Annotated in this window: 25 protein-coding genes; 2 read left to right on the top strand and 23 right to left on the bottom strand. The window is 29.7% G+C overall.

Features of this window, described 5'->3' with window-relative positions:
- Positions 1-328: 328 nt before the first annotated feature.
- Positions 329-748, bottom strand: a complete 420-nt coding sequence (locus AVBRAN12642_RS03965) for a c-type cytochrome (protein WP_336607266.1) — start codon at positions 746-748, stop codon at positions 329-331.
- Between the two features lie 41 nt (positions 749-789).
- Positions 790-2,022 (bottom strand): major outer membrane protein, encoded by a 1,233-nt coding sequence (locus AVBRAN12642_RS03960; protein ID WP_336607265.1) that lies wholly within the window; start codon positions 2,020-2,022, stop codon positions 790-792.
- A 260-nt stretch (positions 2,023-2,282) separates the two neighbouring features.
- Between AVBRAN12642_RS03960 and AVBRAN12642_RS03955 the strand changes: the two genes are divergently transcribed.
- A complete protein-coding gene (locus tag AVBRAN12642_RS03955) occupies positions 2,283-2,942 on the top strand; it encodes a DNA alkylation repair protein (RefSeq protein ID WP_336607264.1) in 660 nt (219 codons plus the stop codon).
- A 38-nt stretch (positions 2,943-2,980) separates the two neighbouring features.
- On the opposite strand, the gene AVBRAN12642_RS03950 is transcribed toward AVBRAN12642_RS03955, so the two are convergent.
- The 4 genes from AVBRAN12642_RS03950 to mqnE all read right to left on the bottom strand — a co-directional run bounded on the left by AVBRAN12642_RS03950 (position 2,981) and on the right by mqnE (position 6,423).
- Positions 2,981-3,346 (bottom strand): HIT family protein, encoded by a 366-nt coding sequence (locus tag AVBRAN12642_RS03950; RefSeq protein WP_336607263.1) that lies wholly within the window; start codon positions 3,344-3,346, stop codon positions 2,981-2,983.
- Complete coding sequence (locus AVBRAN12642_RS03945; RefSeq protein ID WP_214116028.1) at positions 3,343-3,783, bottom strand: phosphoribosyltransferase; 441 nt, start codon at positions 3,781-3,783, stop codon at positions 3,343-3,345. Before AVBRAN12642_RS03945 ends, AVBRAN12642_RS03950 begins: the two co-directional genes overlap by 4 nt.
- An 11-nt stretch (positions 3,784-3,794) precedes the next feature.
- The gene (locus tag AVBRAN12642_RS03940) at positions 3,795-5,144 is read right to left on the bottom strand and encodes an NCS2 family permease (protein WP_214116030.1); all 1,350 of its coding nucleotides are present in this window, start codon (positions 5,142-5,144) and stop codon (positions 3,795-3,797) included.
- A 214-nt stretch (positions 5,145-5,358) separates the two neighbouring features.
- On the bottom strand, positions 5,359-6,423 hold the full coding sequence (mqnE, locus tag AVBRAN12642_RS03935) for an aminofutalosine synthase MqnE (protein ID WP_214116032.1): 1,065 nt from the start codon (positions 6,421-6,423) through the stop codon (positions 5,359-5,361).
- Between the two features lie 92 nt (positions 6,424-6,515).
- Here mqnE and glmS point away from each other — a divergent pair, with 92 nt between their 5' ends.
- Positions 6,516-8,294, top strand: a complete 1,779-nt coding sequence (gene glmS, locus AVBRAN12642_RS03930) for a glutamine--fructose-6-phosphate transaminase (isomerizing) (RefSeq protein ID WP_336607971.1) — start codon at positions 6,516-6,518, stop codon at positions 8,292-8,294.
- 43 nt (positions 8,295-8,337) lie between these two features.
- On the opposite strand, the gene AVBRAN12642_RS03925 is transcribed toward glmS, so the two are convergent.
- The 17 genes from AVBRAN12642_RS03925 to rpsQ all read right to left on the bottom strand — a co-directional run bounded on the left by AVBRAN12642_RS03925 (position 8,338) and on the right by rpsQ (position 16,740).
- Positions 8,338-8,718, bottom strand: coding sequence for a hypothetical protein (locus tag AVBRAN12642_RS03925; RefSeq protein ID WP_336607970.1), 381 nt, complete (start codon positions 8,716-8,718; stop codon positions 8,338-8,340).
- A gap of 3 nt (positions 8,719-8,721) precedes the next feature.
- The gene (gene map, locus AVBRAN12642_RS03920) at positions 8,722-9,483 is read right to left on the bottom strand and encodes a type I methionyl aminopeptidase (protein ID WP_336607969.1); all 762 of its coding nucleotides are present in this window, start codon (positions 9,481-9,483) and stop codon (positions 8,722-8,724) included.
- The gene (locus tag AVBRAN12642_RS03915) at positions 9,470-9,769 is read right to left on the bottom strand and encodes a hypothetical protein (RefSeq protein WP_214120231.1); all 300 of its coding nucleotides are present in this window, start codon (positions 9,767-9,769) and stop codon (positions 9,470-9,472) included. Before AVBRAN12642_RS03915 ends, map begins: the two co-directional genes overlap by 14 nt.
- On the bottom strand, positions 9,763-10,365 hold the full coding sequence (locus AVBRAN12642_RS03910) for an MBL fold metallo-hydrolase (RefSeq protein ID WP_336607968.1): 603 nt from the start codon (positions 10,363-10,365) through the stop codon (positions 9,763-9,765). The genes AVBRAN12642_RS03915 and AVBRAN12642_RS03910 overlap by 7 nt, the downstream gene beginning before the upstream one ends.
- Positions 10,358-11,077 carry a glutamate racemase gene (locus tag AVBRAN12642_RS03905; protein WP_239803237.1) on the bottom strand — a complete coding sequence of 240 codons (720 nt, stop codon included), beginning with the start codon at positions 11,075-11,077 and terminating at the stop codon, positions 10,358-10,360. Before AVBRAN12642_RS03905 ends, AVBRAN12642_RS03910 begins: the two co-directional genes overlap by 8 nt.
- Entirely contained in the window at positions 11,067-11,666 is a 600-nt protein-coding gene (locus AVBRAN12642_RS03900) for an NlpC/P60 family protein (protein ID WP_336607967.1), read from the bottom strand. Before AVBRAN12642_RS03900 ends, AVBRAN12642_RS03905 begins: the two co-directional genes overlap by 11 nt.
- Positions 11,663-12,925 carry a preprotein translocase subunit SecY gene (gene secY, locus AVBRAN12642_RS03895; protein WP_214116056.1) on the bottom strand — a complete coding sequence of 421 codons (1,263 nt, stop codon included), beginning with the start codon at positions 12,923-12,925 and terminating at the stop codon, positions 11,663-11,665. Before secY ends, AVBRAN12642_RS03900 begins: the two co-directional genes overlap by 4 nt.
- Positions 12,925-13,326, bottom strand: a complete 402-nt coding sequence (gene rplO / locus AVBRAN12642_RS03890) for a 50S ribosomal protein L15 (RefSeq protein WP_214116065.1) — start codon at positions 13,324-13,326, stop codon at positions 12,925-12,927. The genes secY and rplO overlap by 1 nt, the downstream gene beginning before the upstream one ends.
- Positions 13,327-13,329: 3 nt before the next feature.
- A complete protein-coding gene (gene rpsE, locus AVBRAN12642_RS03885) occupies positions 13,330-13,773 on the bottom strand; it encodes a 30S ribosomal protein S5 (protein WP_214116067.1) in 444 nt (147 codons plus the stop codon).
- Positions 13,774-13,782: 9 nt separating this feature from the next.
- On the bottom strand, positions 13,783-14,139 hold the full coding sequence (rplR, locus tag AVBRAN12642_RS03880; protein ID WP_336607966.1) for a 50S ribosomal protein L18: 357 nt from the start codon (positions 14,137-14,139) through the stop codon (positions 13,783-13,785).
- Positions 14,140-14,149: 10 nt separating this feature from the next.
- Positions 14,150-14,686: a 50S ribosomal protein L6 gene (rplF, locus tag AVBRAN12642_RS03875; protein WP_214116071.1), complete on the bottom strand. Its 537-nt coding sequence runs from the start codon at positions 14,684-14,686 to the stop codon at positions 14,150-14,152.
- A 62-nt stretch (positions 14,687-14,748) separates the two neighbouring features.
- On the bottom strand, positions 14,749-15,144 hold the full coding sequence (gene rpsH, locus AVBRAN12642_RS03870; RefSeq protein WP_214116073.1) for a 30S ribosomal protein S8: 396 nt from the start codon (positions 15,142-15,144) through the stop codon (positions 14,749-14,751).
- A 9-nt stretch (positions 15,145-15,153) separates the two neighbouring features.
- Positions 15,154-15,339: a type Z 30S ribosomal protein S14 gene (locus tag AVBRAN12642_RS03865; RefSeq protein ID WP_172234194.1), complete on the bottom strand. Its 186-nt coding sequence runs from the start codon at positions 15,337-15,339 to the stop codon at positions 15,154-15,156.
- Position 15,340: 1 nt separating this feature from the next.
- Positions 15,341-15,886 (bottom strand): 50S ribosomal protein L5, encoded by a 546-nt coding sequence (gene rplE, locus AVBRAN12642_RS03860; protein ID WP_214116075.1) that lies wholly within the window; start codon positions 15,884-15,886, stop codon positions 15,341-15,343.
- A 1-nt stretch (position 15,887) separates the two neighbouring features.
- Positions 15,888-16,121 carry a 50S ribosomal protein L24 gene (gene rplX / locus AVBRAN12642_RS03855; RefSeq protein ID WP_214116077.1) on the bottom strand — a complete coding sequence of 78 codons (234 nt, stop codon included), beginning with the start codon at positions 16,119-16,121 and terminating at the stop codon, positions 15,888-15,890.
- Positions 16,121-16,489: a 50S ribosomal protein L14 gene (rplN, locus tag AVBRAN12642_RS03850; RefSeq protein WP_214116086.1), complete on the bottom strand. Its 369-nt coding sequence runs from the start codon at positions 16,487-16,489 to the stop codon at positions 16,121-16,123. Before rplN ends, rplX begins: the two co-directional genes overlap by 1 nt.
- The gene (gene rpsQ, locus AVBRAN12642_RS03845; protein WP_214116088.1) at positions 16,489-16,740 is read right to left on the bottom strand and encodes a 30S ribosomal protein S17; all 252 of its coding nucleotides are present in this window, start codon (positions 16,738-16,740) and stop codon (positions 16,489-16,491) included. The genes rplN and rpsQ overlap by 1 nt, the downstream gene beginning before the upstream one ends.
- Positions 16,741-16,749: the final 9 nt, after the last annotated feature.

The raw sequence follows: 16,749 nt of genomic DNA, 5'->3' as shown, positions 1-16,749 counted from the left end.
TGTGGCGAAAGTATGAAAAGTTGAGAGAATTTAAAAAATAAAATTTAAAAACATTAAAAACTAAAATTAGTGAAGATAGTTTGTAGTTGTGATTATTATGTGGTAAGAGTTAGGTTTGAGAAGTTTGAAATTTAGTAAGAAAATAAATAATAATTTTGAATAATATAAAAAACATTACTTGAATTATTTGTATAAAATATTTTAGATAGGTTAATTTTATATGTTTAGCATAACTTAATGGCATTATATATTTTATAAGATTATTAAGTTATATAGCTAAATTATAATAAAATATCTAAGTTTTAAAATAGGAATTTATATTTAGATTTTATTCCAAATATAAATTATCTTTAGTTTTTTTAGCAGGTTCAATATTTTTTGAATTAGGTAATTCTAAATTATCTTTGCCCTTTATATAAGCTATAATATTATCAATATCCTTATTTGACAACTTATTTGCATATCTTTGCATAACAAATCTTGTTTTGCCTCCAAAATCTTTATCGTTTTTGTAAGACTTTAACATTGATTTTAAAGTAGATGCTGAATGAGTGTTTAAGGATTTAAATGTAGTGCTTGATTTATCTCCTAAATCTCCATGACAAGAATTGCATTTATGAATATTTATAAAAAGTTCTTTACCTAAATTAATATCTAAATTATCACTAAAAGTATAATTTAATAAATCATCTGTAATAACTGCATTTATAGAATTTGTAATACATAAAAATAATAAAATTTTTTTCATTCTAAGTCTTTAAAAAGCTAGGCTTAAAGCCTAGCAATTAATTAAAATGTATATTTAGCTTGGAATCTGATTAAACTTTCTTTTTTCTTATCAGATTTGCTAAGTGTTACTTTATCATCTTTAACATCTACTTTAACAGAATCTTTAGTTTCTGCGTAAGCATAGAATGCTGAGAAGTTTAGTTTGTCACTGTATTTATAAGATAGTTGTGGTTTAACTTCAAATAATTTTTCTTTTTCAGCAAAAACTTTATTTGTTCCACTAATAATATCAACACCAAATCTTACATCTTCAAATGTATAGCCAATTGTTCCGAATACGAAATCTTTTTTACCAAAACCACCTTGGTAGTCTTTCATTACGATTTCGCCATAGTTGATTAATTGACCTTCATCTTCTACAGTATTAAGAGTTAATTTATCTTTTTTACCATAACCAGCATAACCTACATTGAAGTCTAAGCCGAATGCGTCAAAGCCAGCTTCTGCTGCATAGAAGTTACCATTAGCTGCTGTTTCACCTTTTCTATCTTTTTTAAGGCTGTTGCCTGCGTATTGAGCATGTACATTATATGCAAAGTCATCTTTGTCACCTAGAGCAACATTGAAATCTACTGCATAGAATGTGCCCCAACTAGCCATATTTGAAACCCATAGTTGAGCTGCTACTGGGTCAAAATTAGCAATAGCTGCTATACCATAAAGGTTCTTACTTGTAGCATATTTATTACCTGCTTCATCTGTAACAAATAAAACGCTACTTAAATCTCCATCATTGTTATAGTTATCAAAAGCATAAGCTGCTAAAGTTACATTTTCAATACTGTTATTTACTATTTTTAACCCTGTTCCTAGTAAATCATCAGTCCAAATTGAGCCAATTTCCATTCTACCGAATATGAATGAAGTATCATAATTTGTATAAGTTAAATAAGCATCTCTTACATTGAAAGTTTTTTTATCATTTAAATATGCTGAATCACCAAAAGAACCATCAGTGTTTGAATATTGGAATAATGCTGTAGCTTTGAAATTATCAGCGATATCAGCACCAAATTTTAATTGAACTTTATATAAATGTCCGTTATCTTCTGATCTATCTATTTTCGTAGTAACTGAATTGTTTTTTATTTTTTCAGAATTTGTATCGTATCTATATCTTAACATTCCTGATAGGTCTACATTTTGAATAGCTTCATCTAAAGCAACTGCGTTCGCGAATGAGAACGAACCTGCAGCAACAACTGCTGCTAAACTTAATTTAACTAATTTCATTTTTTCTCCTTTTTTTGTAAAAATGTAAGGGAATAGTAGCATAAATTTTGAAAATTAAGCTTAAAGTTATATAAATTTTTAAAAAAATGTAATTTGAATTATTCTTAAAAAAAGAAAACCCCTTGATTTCTCAAGGGGTTTAAGTCTCTCAAGGAGTAAAAAACTAGTCTAAGTTGCGATGATTTTAAAGAAGCTAGGTTAATACTTAGTAAAAGTATTTATAGTAAGATTATTTTTTTAAACAAAACGAAAGAGCTATAATGAAAATTAAAGAATATTTACAAAAACATATAGATAAAGTATATAAAAGTTATTGCAAAAAATCAGTATTTACTAACTATAAAATAATAGGAGTTAGAAACAATAAGCTTAAAAGGTATGCAAAAACTATAATTAAAAAGTATGATTTAAATGATTATTTATCAAATACTAATTTTAATAGTTTTGATGAAATGCAACTTTATATACATGTGCTAAATGAGTTAGATGATTATGATTTAGTAGTTAAGAATTTAAAAATAATATTAAAAATCATAGATAATTGGTGTAGTTGCGATACTATAAGACCTAAGTGCTTTGATAATAATCTTGATAAGGTAGAGCAAATCATATGCGAATGGATTGAATCTAGCGCAATATATGAAAAAAGATTTGGGATTTTATGTTTTATAAGATATTTTAGCAGTGATACCACAAAATTAGAAAAAATATTTAATATAAAAAGTCAAGAATATTATGTAAATATGGCTAGAGCTTGGTATTTTACAGAACTTTTAAGTAATAATTTTGATGAAACTTTTAATTTTTTAAAAATTAAAAAATTAGATAATGAAACTTTATCAATGATGTTTCAAAAGATAAGTTATAGTGCAAAAATATCAGCAGAGAATAAGATTTTATTAAAAGATTTAAGAAAGTAATATGTTTTAAATAAGTAAAAATTAAATATGATTTCTACTTATTTAAAATTCTTTAACTTAGCTACTAGAATATCGCAAAATTCATCAAAACTAGCTCTATAATCTTTTAAATCCCCTAATTGCTTACCCCACATACATTCAGGATAAAATCCATCATCACTAAATCTAGCCATTATATGCCAATGGGCTTTAGGCAAGTAGTTAGCAAATGAAGCGTGATTAATCTTAGTTGGCTTATAAAAACTAATCATTTCTTTTTCTATAAGCATAGCAATTTTAAAGATTTTTAGGCTTGTTTCTTCATCATTACTAAGTTCTTTGTATTCGTCTTTTGCATGGATTTCTAGCCACGGGATAGAACTCTCGTGGCGTTTAATATAGCAAAAACTATTTTCATAAATCATACTTCAAAATCCCAAAAGAAACTAATCCATTCTTTAGCTTCTTTTACACAAAATTCAGGTTTTATAATAGCGCTTGGCTTATAAAAAATAACAGCAAGTTTAACTTCTAAATGTGGGTAAATTTCTAAGATTTTTTTACGAATTGCATCAAGACTTTCACCACTATCTACGATATCATCAATGATTAAAACTTTTTTAGCTTTACTTAAATCAGGAATATTAGTAATTTCAATAGTATCTAATTTTTTTTGCCCATCATAATGAATACTATTTAATACAAAAGCATTTCTGCTTTTAAGCGCAGTTGATAATGCGTGAGTAAGTGTAAGACCACCACGAGCAACACCTACAAAAGCGTCTGGGTTGAACTCATCTTGAATGCGTTTTGCAAACGGCTCAAAGTCATTTTTAAATTCATCGTAAGTATATTTATACATAGTTTTACCTTTTAATTAAATTTCATAAATTGTAGCAAGAACACTGCCATACAAATAATAGAGATAACGATTATACCACTACTTAGCTTATTAAATTCTTTTCTTAATAATCTAACTAACACATAAGAAATAAATCCAAAAGCAATACCTGTAGTAATTGAGTAAGTAAATGGCATCATAATTACTGTAAAAAATGTAGCAACACTATTTGCAGGGTCTTTAAAATCAATATTGCTAACTTCCATAAACATTAAAATTCCAACCATTATCAAGATAGGATAAATAGCATTAACAGGAATTGCTTGGAAAAATGGTAAAAAGAATATGCAAAGACAAAACATTCCCGCTAAAAATATATTGCTAAGTCCTGTTCTAGCACCACTTTCTATACCAGCACTACTTTCTACAAATGCAGTTGCAGTTGATGTGCCAATAACTGCTCCGATACAAGTTCCTGCCGCATCAGCTATCATAGTTTTACCTAATTTTTTATCTCCACTATCATCAAGAGTTCCGTCTGATTTTGTTTTATTTTTAAATATTCCGCCCCTAATTCCAGCACCAGTAATCGTGCCTATACTATCAAATAATTGAGTTACAAAAAGTGTCATTACTGCAGGTAATACCGATAAACTTAAAGCACTCATAATATCAAGTTTTGCAAAAATACTCATAAGCCCATCTTTTTCACTAAAATTTGGAATTGCCACAAATTCACTTGGTAATTTTGCTCCACCTATTCCAAAAGTCCAAGCGATAATACTACCTATTAAAACCGCTAAAATAAAGCCTGCTTTAATCTTCCAAGCCCAAAAACAAACAATTAAAAATAATACAAATAAACAAAATAACACATTCGGGTCTGCAAAATTACCTATTTTTAAAAGAGTTACAGGATCAGCCGTAACAATATGAGCCTGATTCATCCCCATAAACGCTAGAAAGCACCCAATACCAGCACTTATAGCACGGCGAAAATCTTCAGGAATGCTTTTTAAAATAAAAATACGAAAATTTGTAAAAGAAAGAACTAAAAATATAAAACCACTTATAAAAACAGCACCTAAAGCAGTTTCAACAGGAATTCCTTGACCTTTGCACATTGAAAATGTAAAAAATACATTAAGCCCCATACCTGTACTCATTGCTATTGGAGAATTTGCAAAAAGTCCTGTAAATGCAGTTGCTATTATAGTTACTAAAGCAGTTGCTAGCATTAAAGCTTCTACACTAAGCCCTGTATTGCTTACTATAAAAGCATTAGTTGGAATAATATAAAGCATTGATAAAAATGTTGCTAAAGCACCATTAAACTCATTTTTAACACTTGTATTGTTTTCTTTTAACTTAAAAAAGTCCATTTTTTTCCCTTATAAAAAAATATTTAGCGTAAAGCACCTAAGATTAAACACAATAAGATTAAAAATTCTAGCTCATAGCAGTATCCTTTTGTTTGTAGTAAGAAATTATTAGATTAAATTGTTTGAAAGTATATTTTTTGCAATCATATATTAATTGCATAATGAGTTTGAATGATGTTTTTAAAATGGAGCTAAAAACATATAAAGAATTCAATCAATATTCCTTAATCTCATTATATAAACTATCTCTTTCTATTGGAATTAAATTTGATGTTTTGATATTGTCTATGAAGTCTTGTAGCGTAATGCCATTCGCACTTTTTGCACCACCTGCACTTTGGATATTTTCTTTTTCTATTGTTCCATCAAGGTCATTTGCTCCGTATTCTTGAGCCACCATTGCAAGGTTTAACCCTAAAGTCGCCCAATAAGCTTTAATATGAGAAATATTGTCTAAAACAAGCCTTGCTATTGCAATAGTTTTTAGAATTTCTATACTTCCAAGCGGTTTTAAATCCTTTAAAAACGAATTGTCTTTTTGCCATACTAACGGAATAAAAGCATTAAATCCTTTGCTAATATCTTGTTGTTTTCTTAGTCTTAGCATATGGTCAATTCTGTTCTCACGACTTTCAATGTGTCCAAAAAGCATAGTTGCATTACTTTGTTTTCCTTTTTGATGCCATAGCCCATGAATCTTAAGCCAATTATCAGAACTAACTTTGCTAGCACAAAGCTCATTTCTAACTTTTTCATCAAAAATTTCAGCACCGCCACCCGGCATAGAATCAACTCCATATTCAAGCATTTTGTCAATTACTGCAGAATAATCTCCATCAAAAAAACTCTTTGCAATAAAATTAATTTCAGCAGCTGTCATTGCTTTAATATGTAAATGTGGGTATTTATCTTTAATTTTTCTAAAAATCTCAAAATACCATTCCCAACCACCTTTTTTATTGTGAGCTGAAACAATGTGTATTTCTTTTGTCCCACGAGTAACGGTATCATCAACTATTTTTAAGATTTCTTCGTGTGTTAGATGATATGGATTTGGATTGTGCCTATGAGCTGAAAATGCACAAAAAGCACAAGTATCAACGCACATATTTGTAGGATTTATGTGACGATTACAATTAAAATAAACTTTTTTTCCGTGAAGTTTTAATCTCTTTTTATTAGCGTAAAACCCTAAGACTTGCAAATCTAAATCGTATAACTTATAACAATCTTCTTCGCTTAATCTTTTACCTTCGTCTAACGCTTCTAAAATATCCATTTACCATCCTTAAAAAAGAAAAGTGATTATATTTATCTTTGTTTAACAACTTACTATAAATTAGCGTAATTTTTATTATTAAAGGATTAAAAATGTGCGGAATTGTTGGGTATTTAGGACAATTAGAAAAAAAAGAAATTATATTAAAAGGATTAAAAGAGCTTGAATATCGTGGATATGATAGTGCTGGTATGGCTGTGTTAGAAAATAATGAATTAAGCTTTTTTAAAAAGGCGGGAAAATTAGAGAACCTAGCAAATTTTATGAAAAATTTAAACTTTAATGATGAAGGTGTAGCCATAGGTCATACTCGTTGGGCAACTCACGGAAAACCTGATGATACAAATTCTCATCCACATTACGGCGAATATTCTTGCGTAATACATAATGGAATTATAGAAAATTATAAAGAAATAAAAGAAGAACTAAAAACCACACATTTTAATTCGCAAACAGATACAGAAGTAATTGTTCATTTATTTGAAAAATACGCAAATACTTTAAGTCCTGAAAAAGCTTTTAGTGAAGTTATTAAAAAAATTGATGGAGCTTATGCAATATTACTAATCACAAAAAAAGCTCCAAATACTATATTTTTTGCTAAGAAAAACGCACCACTAATAATAGGAAAAGGCTCAAATAATAGTGAGTTTTATATGGCATCTTGTGATGCTCCGTTGGTTGGAATTTGCAAACAAGTTGCTTATTTAAACGATGGAGATTTTGGCTTTTTAGATAAAAATGGAATCCATTTATTAAATGGCGTTGTTGAGTTTAAAGAATTAAATTGTGATAAAGAAAGTGCTTTAAAAGATGGGTTTGATACTTTTATGGAAAAAGAAATCTACGAGCAAAGCCAAATCGTTCAAAATATATTAATAGGAAGAATTATTAATGATAAAGTATGTTTTGATGAGCTAAAGAATTTAAATCAAGACTTTAGTAAAATCATAATTTGCGCTTGTGGCACTAGCTATCACGCAGCATTAGCATCTAGCTATATTTATGAAAGAAGTGCTAATATTGAATGCCGTGTAGAAATAGCAAGTGAGTTTAGATATAAAAATGGCTTTTTAGATAAAAATGCTTTATTCGTTTGTATATCTCAAAGCGGCGAGACAGCTGATACTCTTGAAGCTTTAAAAATAGCAAAAAATGCTGGGCTTAAAACTTTAGCATTATGCAATGTTGATAATTCAAGCATAGCAAGAGAAGCTGATTATTGTATTTTAATTCGTGCAGGGATTGAAAAAAGTGTAGCAAGCACTAAAGCATTTTGCGCTCAAATGCTAAATCTATGGCTACTAGCATTGTATTTAAATAAAAATCCTAATTTAGATATTAAAAAAGAATTACTTGCTATTAAGGATTTATCTAATGTATTAAAAGTAAATAAAAATACTCACGATAAACTAAAACGCTTAAGCAAGCGATACTTACACGGACACGGATTTTTCTTTATAGGTAGAGATTTATTTTATCCACTTGCACTTGAAGCGGCATTAAAATTAAAAGAAATAAGCTATATGCACGCAGAAGGCTATGCAGCAGGAGAGATGAAGCATGGTCCTATCGCACTTGCTGATAGCGAATTATTTACAATTGCATTTATGCCAAAAAATATTTTATATGATAAAACTCGCTCAAATGTCTTAGAATTAAGCGCAAGAGATGCAAATATTTTAGCAATTTCTCCTATTGAGTTTAGCGAGGCTGATGATTTTATAAAAACAAGCGAACAAGAACATTATCTAAGCGAGTTTTTTGAAATGATGGTAATTATGCAATTATTTGCACTAGAAATTACAAATCGTGTTGGTGCAAATGTAGATATGCCAAGAAATCTAGCAAAAAGCGTAACGGTTGAATAAAGAATTTAAATTAGGATAATTTCCTAATTTAAATTCCATAATTTTATTCATTTATAGCATTTAAGTGTTGCTCTATTTCATCAAGGCTATTTGTATGAAAATTTCTTAATTTTATATTTGAATAAAGTAAGCCATTGGTTTTGATTTTTAAAAATCTCTTTTTTCTTTTATAGCTTTTAATATCGCTTAGTTTTATGTATTTTGTAAAAAATATAAATCTAACTCCAATTCTATCTTTATACAAAATCACTTTAATTATAGGCATATCATAAATATAAATCACAAGCAAAATTGAGAAAAATATGCCTAAATAAACAAAGCCTGCTTTAAAAGCTCCTTGTGTTATTGCAATAATCAAATAAATAAATATAAAATACAAAATACTGCTAAAATCTAATTTAGATTTAATTATTTTCGCATCCATAATTTACTCATTAATTGATAAAATCTCGGCTCTTCCATTTACAATAGCTACGCAGTGTTCATAATGAGCAGTATTTAACCCATCTGCTGAAGCAGTTTCCCACATACCTTTTAGATTTTTAGGTCTTCCATCTTTTTGACAAATCATAGGCTCTATACAAAATACCATTCCATTTTTAATCTTTGGACCATTTTTAATACTATCATTTGGGTGTAGATAGTTTGGTATTTCAGGCTCTGCGTGTGGTTTTCTACCAATGCCGTGTCCGCAAAATCCTTCTAGTGGAACAAAACCGCGAGAGCGAATAAAGTCTTCTAAAATCTTGCTAAGCTCTTTAAATCTCATACCATCTTTAATATGACTTATTGCATTTAGCAAACAATCCTTACTACAAGCAATTAATTCTTCATCTTTTTTAGAGATTTTGCCAACACCATAAGTCCTAGCAGCGTCGCCATAATATCCATCTATGAAAGTTCCAACATCACAGCTTACAATATCACCTTCTTTTAAAATTCTATCATCAGGAATTCCATGAATGCAAGTTTCATTAAGACTAACACAAATTGCACCAGGAAAACCATAAAGCCCTTTAAAAGCTGGTTTTGCACCAAGACTTAAGATATAATCTTCTGCAGCTTTATCTAATTCTTTTAAAGAAATTCCTGGTTTTATTAAAGTTTCAAGATAATCTAGCGTTTTTGCAACCATTTTATTAGCTACTCTTAATTTTTCTATTTCTGCTGGTTTTTTAATTTCTATCATATTCATCCTTTCTTACTTTATATCCCAAAAATACAAGCACTAAGGCTATTATAAATTGAGAGATATTATCTTTATTAAAACCCACATAGTCTAACATTGAAGCATTAATTATAATTATACCAATGGCTGAATAAAGAAATATTTTAGTTAAAAGCCCAGTATTAGCCATTCTTGTGCAAGGACATTTTCTACTAAGTCTTTCTATTTTTTCATTTTTTGGTGATGCTTTTTGAAAAAACCAAGCCATCAAACCAAAAAATACTAAAATTAATTCTATTATTAACATTGCTTAATGTATCTTATCCAAGAATCAAAATGTGGTTTTTCTAAACTAACTTTTGTTTGATTTCCATGACCTGGTAGTAAATAAAAATCATCTTTTAAATTCTTTGCTTTTTCAAGACTATTTACCATATCATCAGCATTTGAGAACTCAAAATCCCATCTGCCTATACTTCTTTCAAATAAAAAATCCCCACTAAAATAAATATCATCAAATTCAATCATAGAACAACCTGGAGTATGACCTGCAAAATGATGAAAAGTAAATTTTAAACCATTAAATACTAATTCTTCTTTGTCTTCAACAGCTATTGCTATATCATCGCTTGGCAAAAAACCATAAAAAGGATTTTTTAACATAAATATATCATCTTTTGGGGTGTATAAAGGAGCGTTAAATTCTTGTGCTACTAATTTATTGTCCCATATGTGGTCGTGGTGTCCGTGAGTGTTTAAAATCGCTAGGACTTTGCTTGAGTTTTCTTTAATAAAACTTAAAGCACCTTTGCCTGGGTCTATTACAATATCTCCTAATTCGTGCTTTACAATATAACAATTTGTAGCGTAATCTCCACAAGGTCTTACTAAAATCTCATACATTTTTAATCCTTTCATAAAAATCTTTTAATATCTTAGTATCTTTACTAGCTCTAAAATCAATTATAATTTCTGATTTAAAATCTTTATTAAAAAATTCATCTTGCATAGTTTGTGCTAAAATTTTTGCTGGGTCAATCAATGTGGCTTTAGGAAAATAAGTTTTAAATTCTTGCTCTAAAAATGGATAATGAGTACAAGCATAAAGAATATAATCATAATTATTTTTATTAAAATAATTTGCAAAATCTTCACTCGCTTTAGAATAATCCATGCTCTCAACAATAGGAACAAAAGAAATAGGACTTATAAAGTCAGCTTTTATATTATATTTTTTACAAGCGTTTTGATAAAGCCCTGAGCTAAGAGTTGCTTTTGTAGCTACTACTAAAGAATTTTGATTATTAGCAATTTGACTAAGCCCTAAAATACCATAATCACTTATAGGAAGAACTTTAATAGCTACATTTAGCTCGCTTAAAATTGAGCTGACCGTGTTACAAGCTAAAATAATCAAATCTACATTTAAACTTGTTAAATAATCAATTGCATTTTGACCGATTTTTAAAATTTCTTCTTTGCTTTTAGTTCCAAATGGGACATTTTTATTATCAGCATAATAAATTATTTCTTTTGCTACACGGCTTTTTACTAATAATTTTAAAGTTCCAAGCCCACCTACACCACTATCAAAAATTGCTATTTTATTTAGCATTTATATACCTTCTTGCATCTAAATATCTTGTATTCCAATATCTTACATTAAGGCTTTGAATTCTTGTTCCACCTTTTGAAGATAAATGTATAAAATTGTTATTTTCAAGATAAATTCCAACATGTAAGCCAAAAGGTCCATCTGTTCTAAAGAACACTAAATCTCCTGCTTTAAGCTTAGATTTTGAAACTTTTTTACCACCTAATCTTTGCTCTTTTGTACTTCTACTTAGATTAAATCCATATACTTGTTTATAAATCTCTTGAGTAAAAAAAGAACAATCCGCACCTTTGTTTTTATTAGTGCCGCCAAGTCTATAAGGAGTGTATCTCCACTCACTTGAAGAATTTAAAATACGCTCTACAATTTTATTTGTTTGTTGTACTTTTTCTATATCCAATTTAGTATCAAAAATAGCATTAGGAGTAAACATTTGTGCTGGATAATTAGAATAAACATCATCAATTAATACTACACCATTGATTTTATTTTGATAGTTTTCATAGTTATTGTTGGCTATATTTTGCGAACAAGACACAAAAAATATAGCCAAAATAATCGGCAAAAATATTTGCCTATTTATAATCATAAGCCTACTGCACTTAAGGTTTGATATTTATTCACATACATTTGAGCTTCAATTTTTCTCATTGTATCAAGTGCTACCTGAACAACAATTAAAACTGATGTTCCACCAAAATAAAATGGAACTCCCATAAATTTAGCTAAAAGCCAAGGAAGCGTAGCGATAATTGCTAAATATATTGAGCCACTTAATGTCAAGCGACTTGCAATTTCATTTAAATATAAAGCTGTTCCTTCTCCTGGACGAATACCTGGAATAAAACCACCTTGTTTTTTTAGGTTTTCTGAAATATCTTTTGCATTAAATGCAATTGATGCGTAAAAATATGCAAAAAAGATTACAAAAAAGAATGTAAAAATATGAAATACATAACCATTTGGATTGAAAATATCATTAATTTTCATAATGTATTCATTTGTACTTGATTGTAAAACAGTAGCAGGAAATGTCAAAATTGCACTAGCAAAAATTGGAGGAATTACACCACTTAAATTTAATTTAATAGGAATATAATTCATAATTCTTTTATTTTGATTTTGCATTAAAACTTTTCTACTATAAGAAATTGGAATTCTTCTTTCTCCCAATTCTACATAAATAATAGCACCAATAGCTGCAATAATAACTAAGGCAATACCAATTACTACTAAGAAATTTAATTCACCAGTATTTACAAGGTTAATTGTGCTAGAAATCGCACTAGGAATTCCCGAAACGATACCAGCAAAAATAATTAATGAAATACCATTGCCAATACCTCTTTGAGTAATTTGCTCGCCTAACCACATAAGCAACATAGTTCCAGCTAACATACTAGCAGCGCTTAAAGCTATAAATGTATTAAAATCAATCATAATAGCAGCTTCACCTGTTCTTGAGTGTAAGCTTTGAAGCCCTACTGAAACTCCAACACTTTGAATTAAAGTAATTACAATAGTTGCTACACGAATAATTTGCATATATTTAACCATTCCATCGCGTTCTTTTTTCATACGACCGATATTTGGAAATGTTGCTGCAAGTAATTCCATAATAATTGATGAAGTAATATAAGGCATTATACCTAAAGATATGATTGATAAACGCTCAGCAGCTTTTCCACTAAACATATTAAACATACCTAAAGCATTATTTGTGTTTGATTCAAAAAATTCTTTAATTACATCTACATTTACGCCAGGAACTGGCACGTAAGCCAGTATCCTGTAAGCAAATAAAAGCGCCAATGTTATAAAAATTTTATTGGCAAGATTTTTATTCATTATTTACTTCCGCTAGTTTTAATGTTTTCGTCTTTGATTTTTGCTACTAATGAACTAGCACTTGCGCCAATTAATTTTATTTTCTTAACGCTTGAAGAAAATTTATGAACACTTTTTAAGCTTTCAAAAGTAATTTCTTTTAATTCTTTAATAGCTGTAACTTTTTCAACATTAATTACATAAGGTTTTTCAAACTTAGAAGTAAAACCAACTTTAGGTAATCTTCTTTGAAGTGGTTGCTGACCACCTTCAAAACCTCTTTTTTCATTATAACCTTTTCTAGCTGTTTGACCCTTACCACCTTTTGTAGCAGTTTTTCCCCAGCCAGAACCTTGACCACGGCCTATTCTTTTTGTTTTATGAGTAGAGCCTGCTGCTTTTTGTAAATTTTCAAGTCCCATTTTTTATCCTTTCAACATACTTAAAGCTTTGATTGTAGCTCTTACAACGTTGCCTGGATTTGATGAACCAAGTGATTTTGTAAGAATATCTTTAATACCTGCAAGTTCAATAATTGGACGGCTTGAACCACCTGCGATAACTCCAGTACCTTCGCTAGCAGGTTTTAATAAAATACGGCTTGCATTGTATTTTACTTCAATATCGTGTGGGATTGTTTGGCCACGAAGTTTAACTGAAATGATATTTTTGAACGCATCATCTACTGCTTTTTTAATAGCATCAGGAACTTCTTTAGCTTTACCATAACCAACACCTACAAGGCCATTTTTATTACCTACAATTACAAGCGCTGTAAATCTAAAGCGGCGACCACCTTTAACAACCTTTGTAACTCTACCGATATCAACAATTACTTCTTCAAATTCTTCTCTATTATATTTTTCCATAATTTATCCTTATAGTTTGATACCGTTTTCTCTTAAAGCATCAGCAAAAGCTGCTACAACACCATGGTATAAATAACCATTTCTATCAAAAACTGCTTCTTCAATTTTTGCTGCTTTTAAGCTTTTTGCAAATTCAGCTGCTAATTTCTTAGCACCTTCAATATTTGATTTAATGCCTAATTTTTTACCATTTACGCTAGCTATTGTGTGAGCTTTTACATCATCAATTGCTTGAACATAAAGCGTTCTATTTGATTTAAAAATAGATACTCTTGGTAAAGTTGCACAACCGCTAATTTTTGCACGAATTCTCTTTTTTCTCTTAATTCTAAGAGATAATTTTCTTTTTAAGATATTTGCTCTCATTATTTATCCCTTACTTCTTAGATGTTTTACCAGCTTTGCGAATAATACGCTCATCTGAATACTTAATACCTTTACCTTTATATGGCTCAGGTGGTCTAAATTCACGAATTTTAGCTGCAACTTGACCTACTACTTGCTTATCAGCACCTGTAATTACGATAGTATTTTTCTCAACTGCTATTTCAATGCCTTCTGGAGCATCAAAAATTACTGGATGTGAGTAACCTAAAGCCATTTCTAAAGTTTTACCTTTCATTGCAGCTTTATATCCAACACCATTTATTTCTAATACTTTTTTAAATCCTTGAGTAAGACCTATTACTATATTATTAGCTAAAGCTCTGTAAGTTCCCCAATAAGCTCTTGAGCTTCTATCATCACTTTTTGGAGTGAATACTACTTGATTGTCTTTAACTTCTACATTTACATGGCCTTTAAAATCAAGTTCTTTTTTTACATTTCCTTTAGTAAAACTAAGAACATTACCATCTACTTTAGCTGAAATTCCAGCTGGAATTTCAATTGGTTGTTTTCCTATTCTTGACATATTTTTCCTTTTTATTTGTCTAGGGAAAGCTTAAGCTTTCCGAATGCCATAAAAAGCATTAATTACCAAATAGTGCAAAGTACTTCGCCGCCGATGCCTTCTTTATAAGCAACTTCATTGCTAATAACACCTTTGCTTGTACTTACAACTATTGTTCCATAACCGTTTTTAAATCTTTTGATTTCATCTTTACCACGGTAAACTCTACGACCAGGTTTGCTAACACGCTTTATTTCATTAATAACGCTTTTGCCTTTTTCATCATATTTTAAAACTACATTGATGAATTTCTTTTTATCTTCTTCAACAACGCTATAATCTTCAATATAACCTTTCGCTTTAAAAATATCAACAATAGATTCTACAACTTTTGAATGTAGTAATTTTGTTGTATCTAATTTACGAAGTGCTGCATTTCTAATACGAGTTAGTGAATCTGAAATTAAATCGTTAATCATAACTTCTCCTTACCAGCTAGCTTTCTTAAGACCAGGAATTAATCCTTCATTAGCCATTTTTCTTAGGCACACACGGCAAATTCCAAAATCTCTATATACTGAGTGTGGACGACCACAAATTTGGCATCTTGTATAAGCTCTAACTTTAAACTTAGCTGGACGAGCAGCTTTTGCTATCATTGATTTTTTTGCCATATTACTTTCCTTTTGTGAAAGGCACACCGAATAATTCTAATAATCTTAATGCCTCTTTATCGCTATTTGCTGTTGTTACAACATTTATATTCATACCATGGGTTCTTAAAATTTGGTCATATACAACTTCAGGGAACATTAATTGTTCATTTAAACCGAAGCTATAATTTCCACGACCATCAAAACCATCTCTACTTAGGCCTCTAAAGTCTTTAACTCTTGGTAATGCAATAGAAATTAACTTATCTAAAAACGCATACATATTGTCTTTTCTTAAAGTTACCATTACACCAACAGGGAAACCATCTCTTACTTTAAAACCAGCAACTGATTTTTTAGCTTTAGTTACAACTGCTTTTTGTCCTGAAATTAAACTAATTGTATCAACAATGCTTTGTAATACTTTTTGATCTTTAGTAAATTCAGCACCTAAACCAACGCTAATTACAATTTTTTCAATAGCAGGAATTAACATAGGATTTTTAATATCAAATTCTTTAGCAATAGCAGGCTTAATGCTATTAACATATTTTTCTTTTAATCTCATATTATGCCTCCACCTTTGCTACATTTGAAATATCCATAGGCATTTCCTTATTTACAAAACCACCTTGTGGATTTTGCTCGCTTGGTTTAACTGCTTTCTTAGCAATTTTGCAACCTTCAACGATTACTTGATTTTTCTTAGGAAAAACTGCCTTTACAACACCTGTTTTGCCTTTATCATCACCTGCGATAATTTTTACATTATCACCTTTTTTAATTTTAAATTTAACAGCCATTATAAAACCTCCGGAGCTAGTGAAACAATTTTCATAAAGCCACCATATCTTACTTCTCTACCAACTGGCCCGAAAATACGAGTTCCAACTGGCTCTCTTTTAGCATCTAAAATAACTGCTGCATTTTCATCAAAACGAATTAATGAGCCATTTTCTCTTTGAACTTCTTTTTTAGTTCTTACGATTACAGCTTTAACTACTTGACCTTTTTTAATTTTACCATTTGGTAAAGCTTTTTTAACAGATGCAACTATAACATCACCTACAGTAGCATATCTTCTCTTGCTACCACCTAATACTTTTATACACATAATTTCTTTTGCGCCGCTATTATCAGCAACTACAAGCCTTGTAAAACTTTGAATCATTACTCAACTCCTGCTGCTAAGATTGTTTTAAGACGAAAAGATTTGCGTTTTGACAATGGTCTGCATTCAATTGCCACAACTGTATCGCCAACATTAGCAGTATTTTTTTCATCATGAACTAAATATTTTTTAAAGCGTTTTACAATCTTTCTATATCTTGGGTGAACAACTTTACGCTCAACTAGAACGCTAACTGTTTTATCACCTGATTTTGCAACGATTACGCCTTGTATTTCTCTTTTAAAACTCATAATTGGCCC

This window comes from Campylobacter sp. RM12642 (assembly GCF_020137635.1).
GTDB lineage: Bacteria > Campylobacterota > Campylobacteria > Campylobacterales > Campylobacteraceae > Campylobacter_E.
The sequence above is the reverse complement of the archived record's forward strand: the minus strand, read 5'-3'. Positions and strand labels throughout refer to the sequence as shown.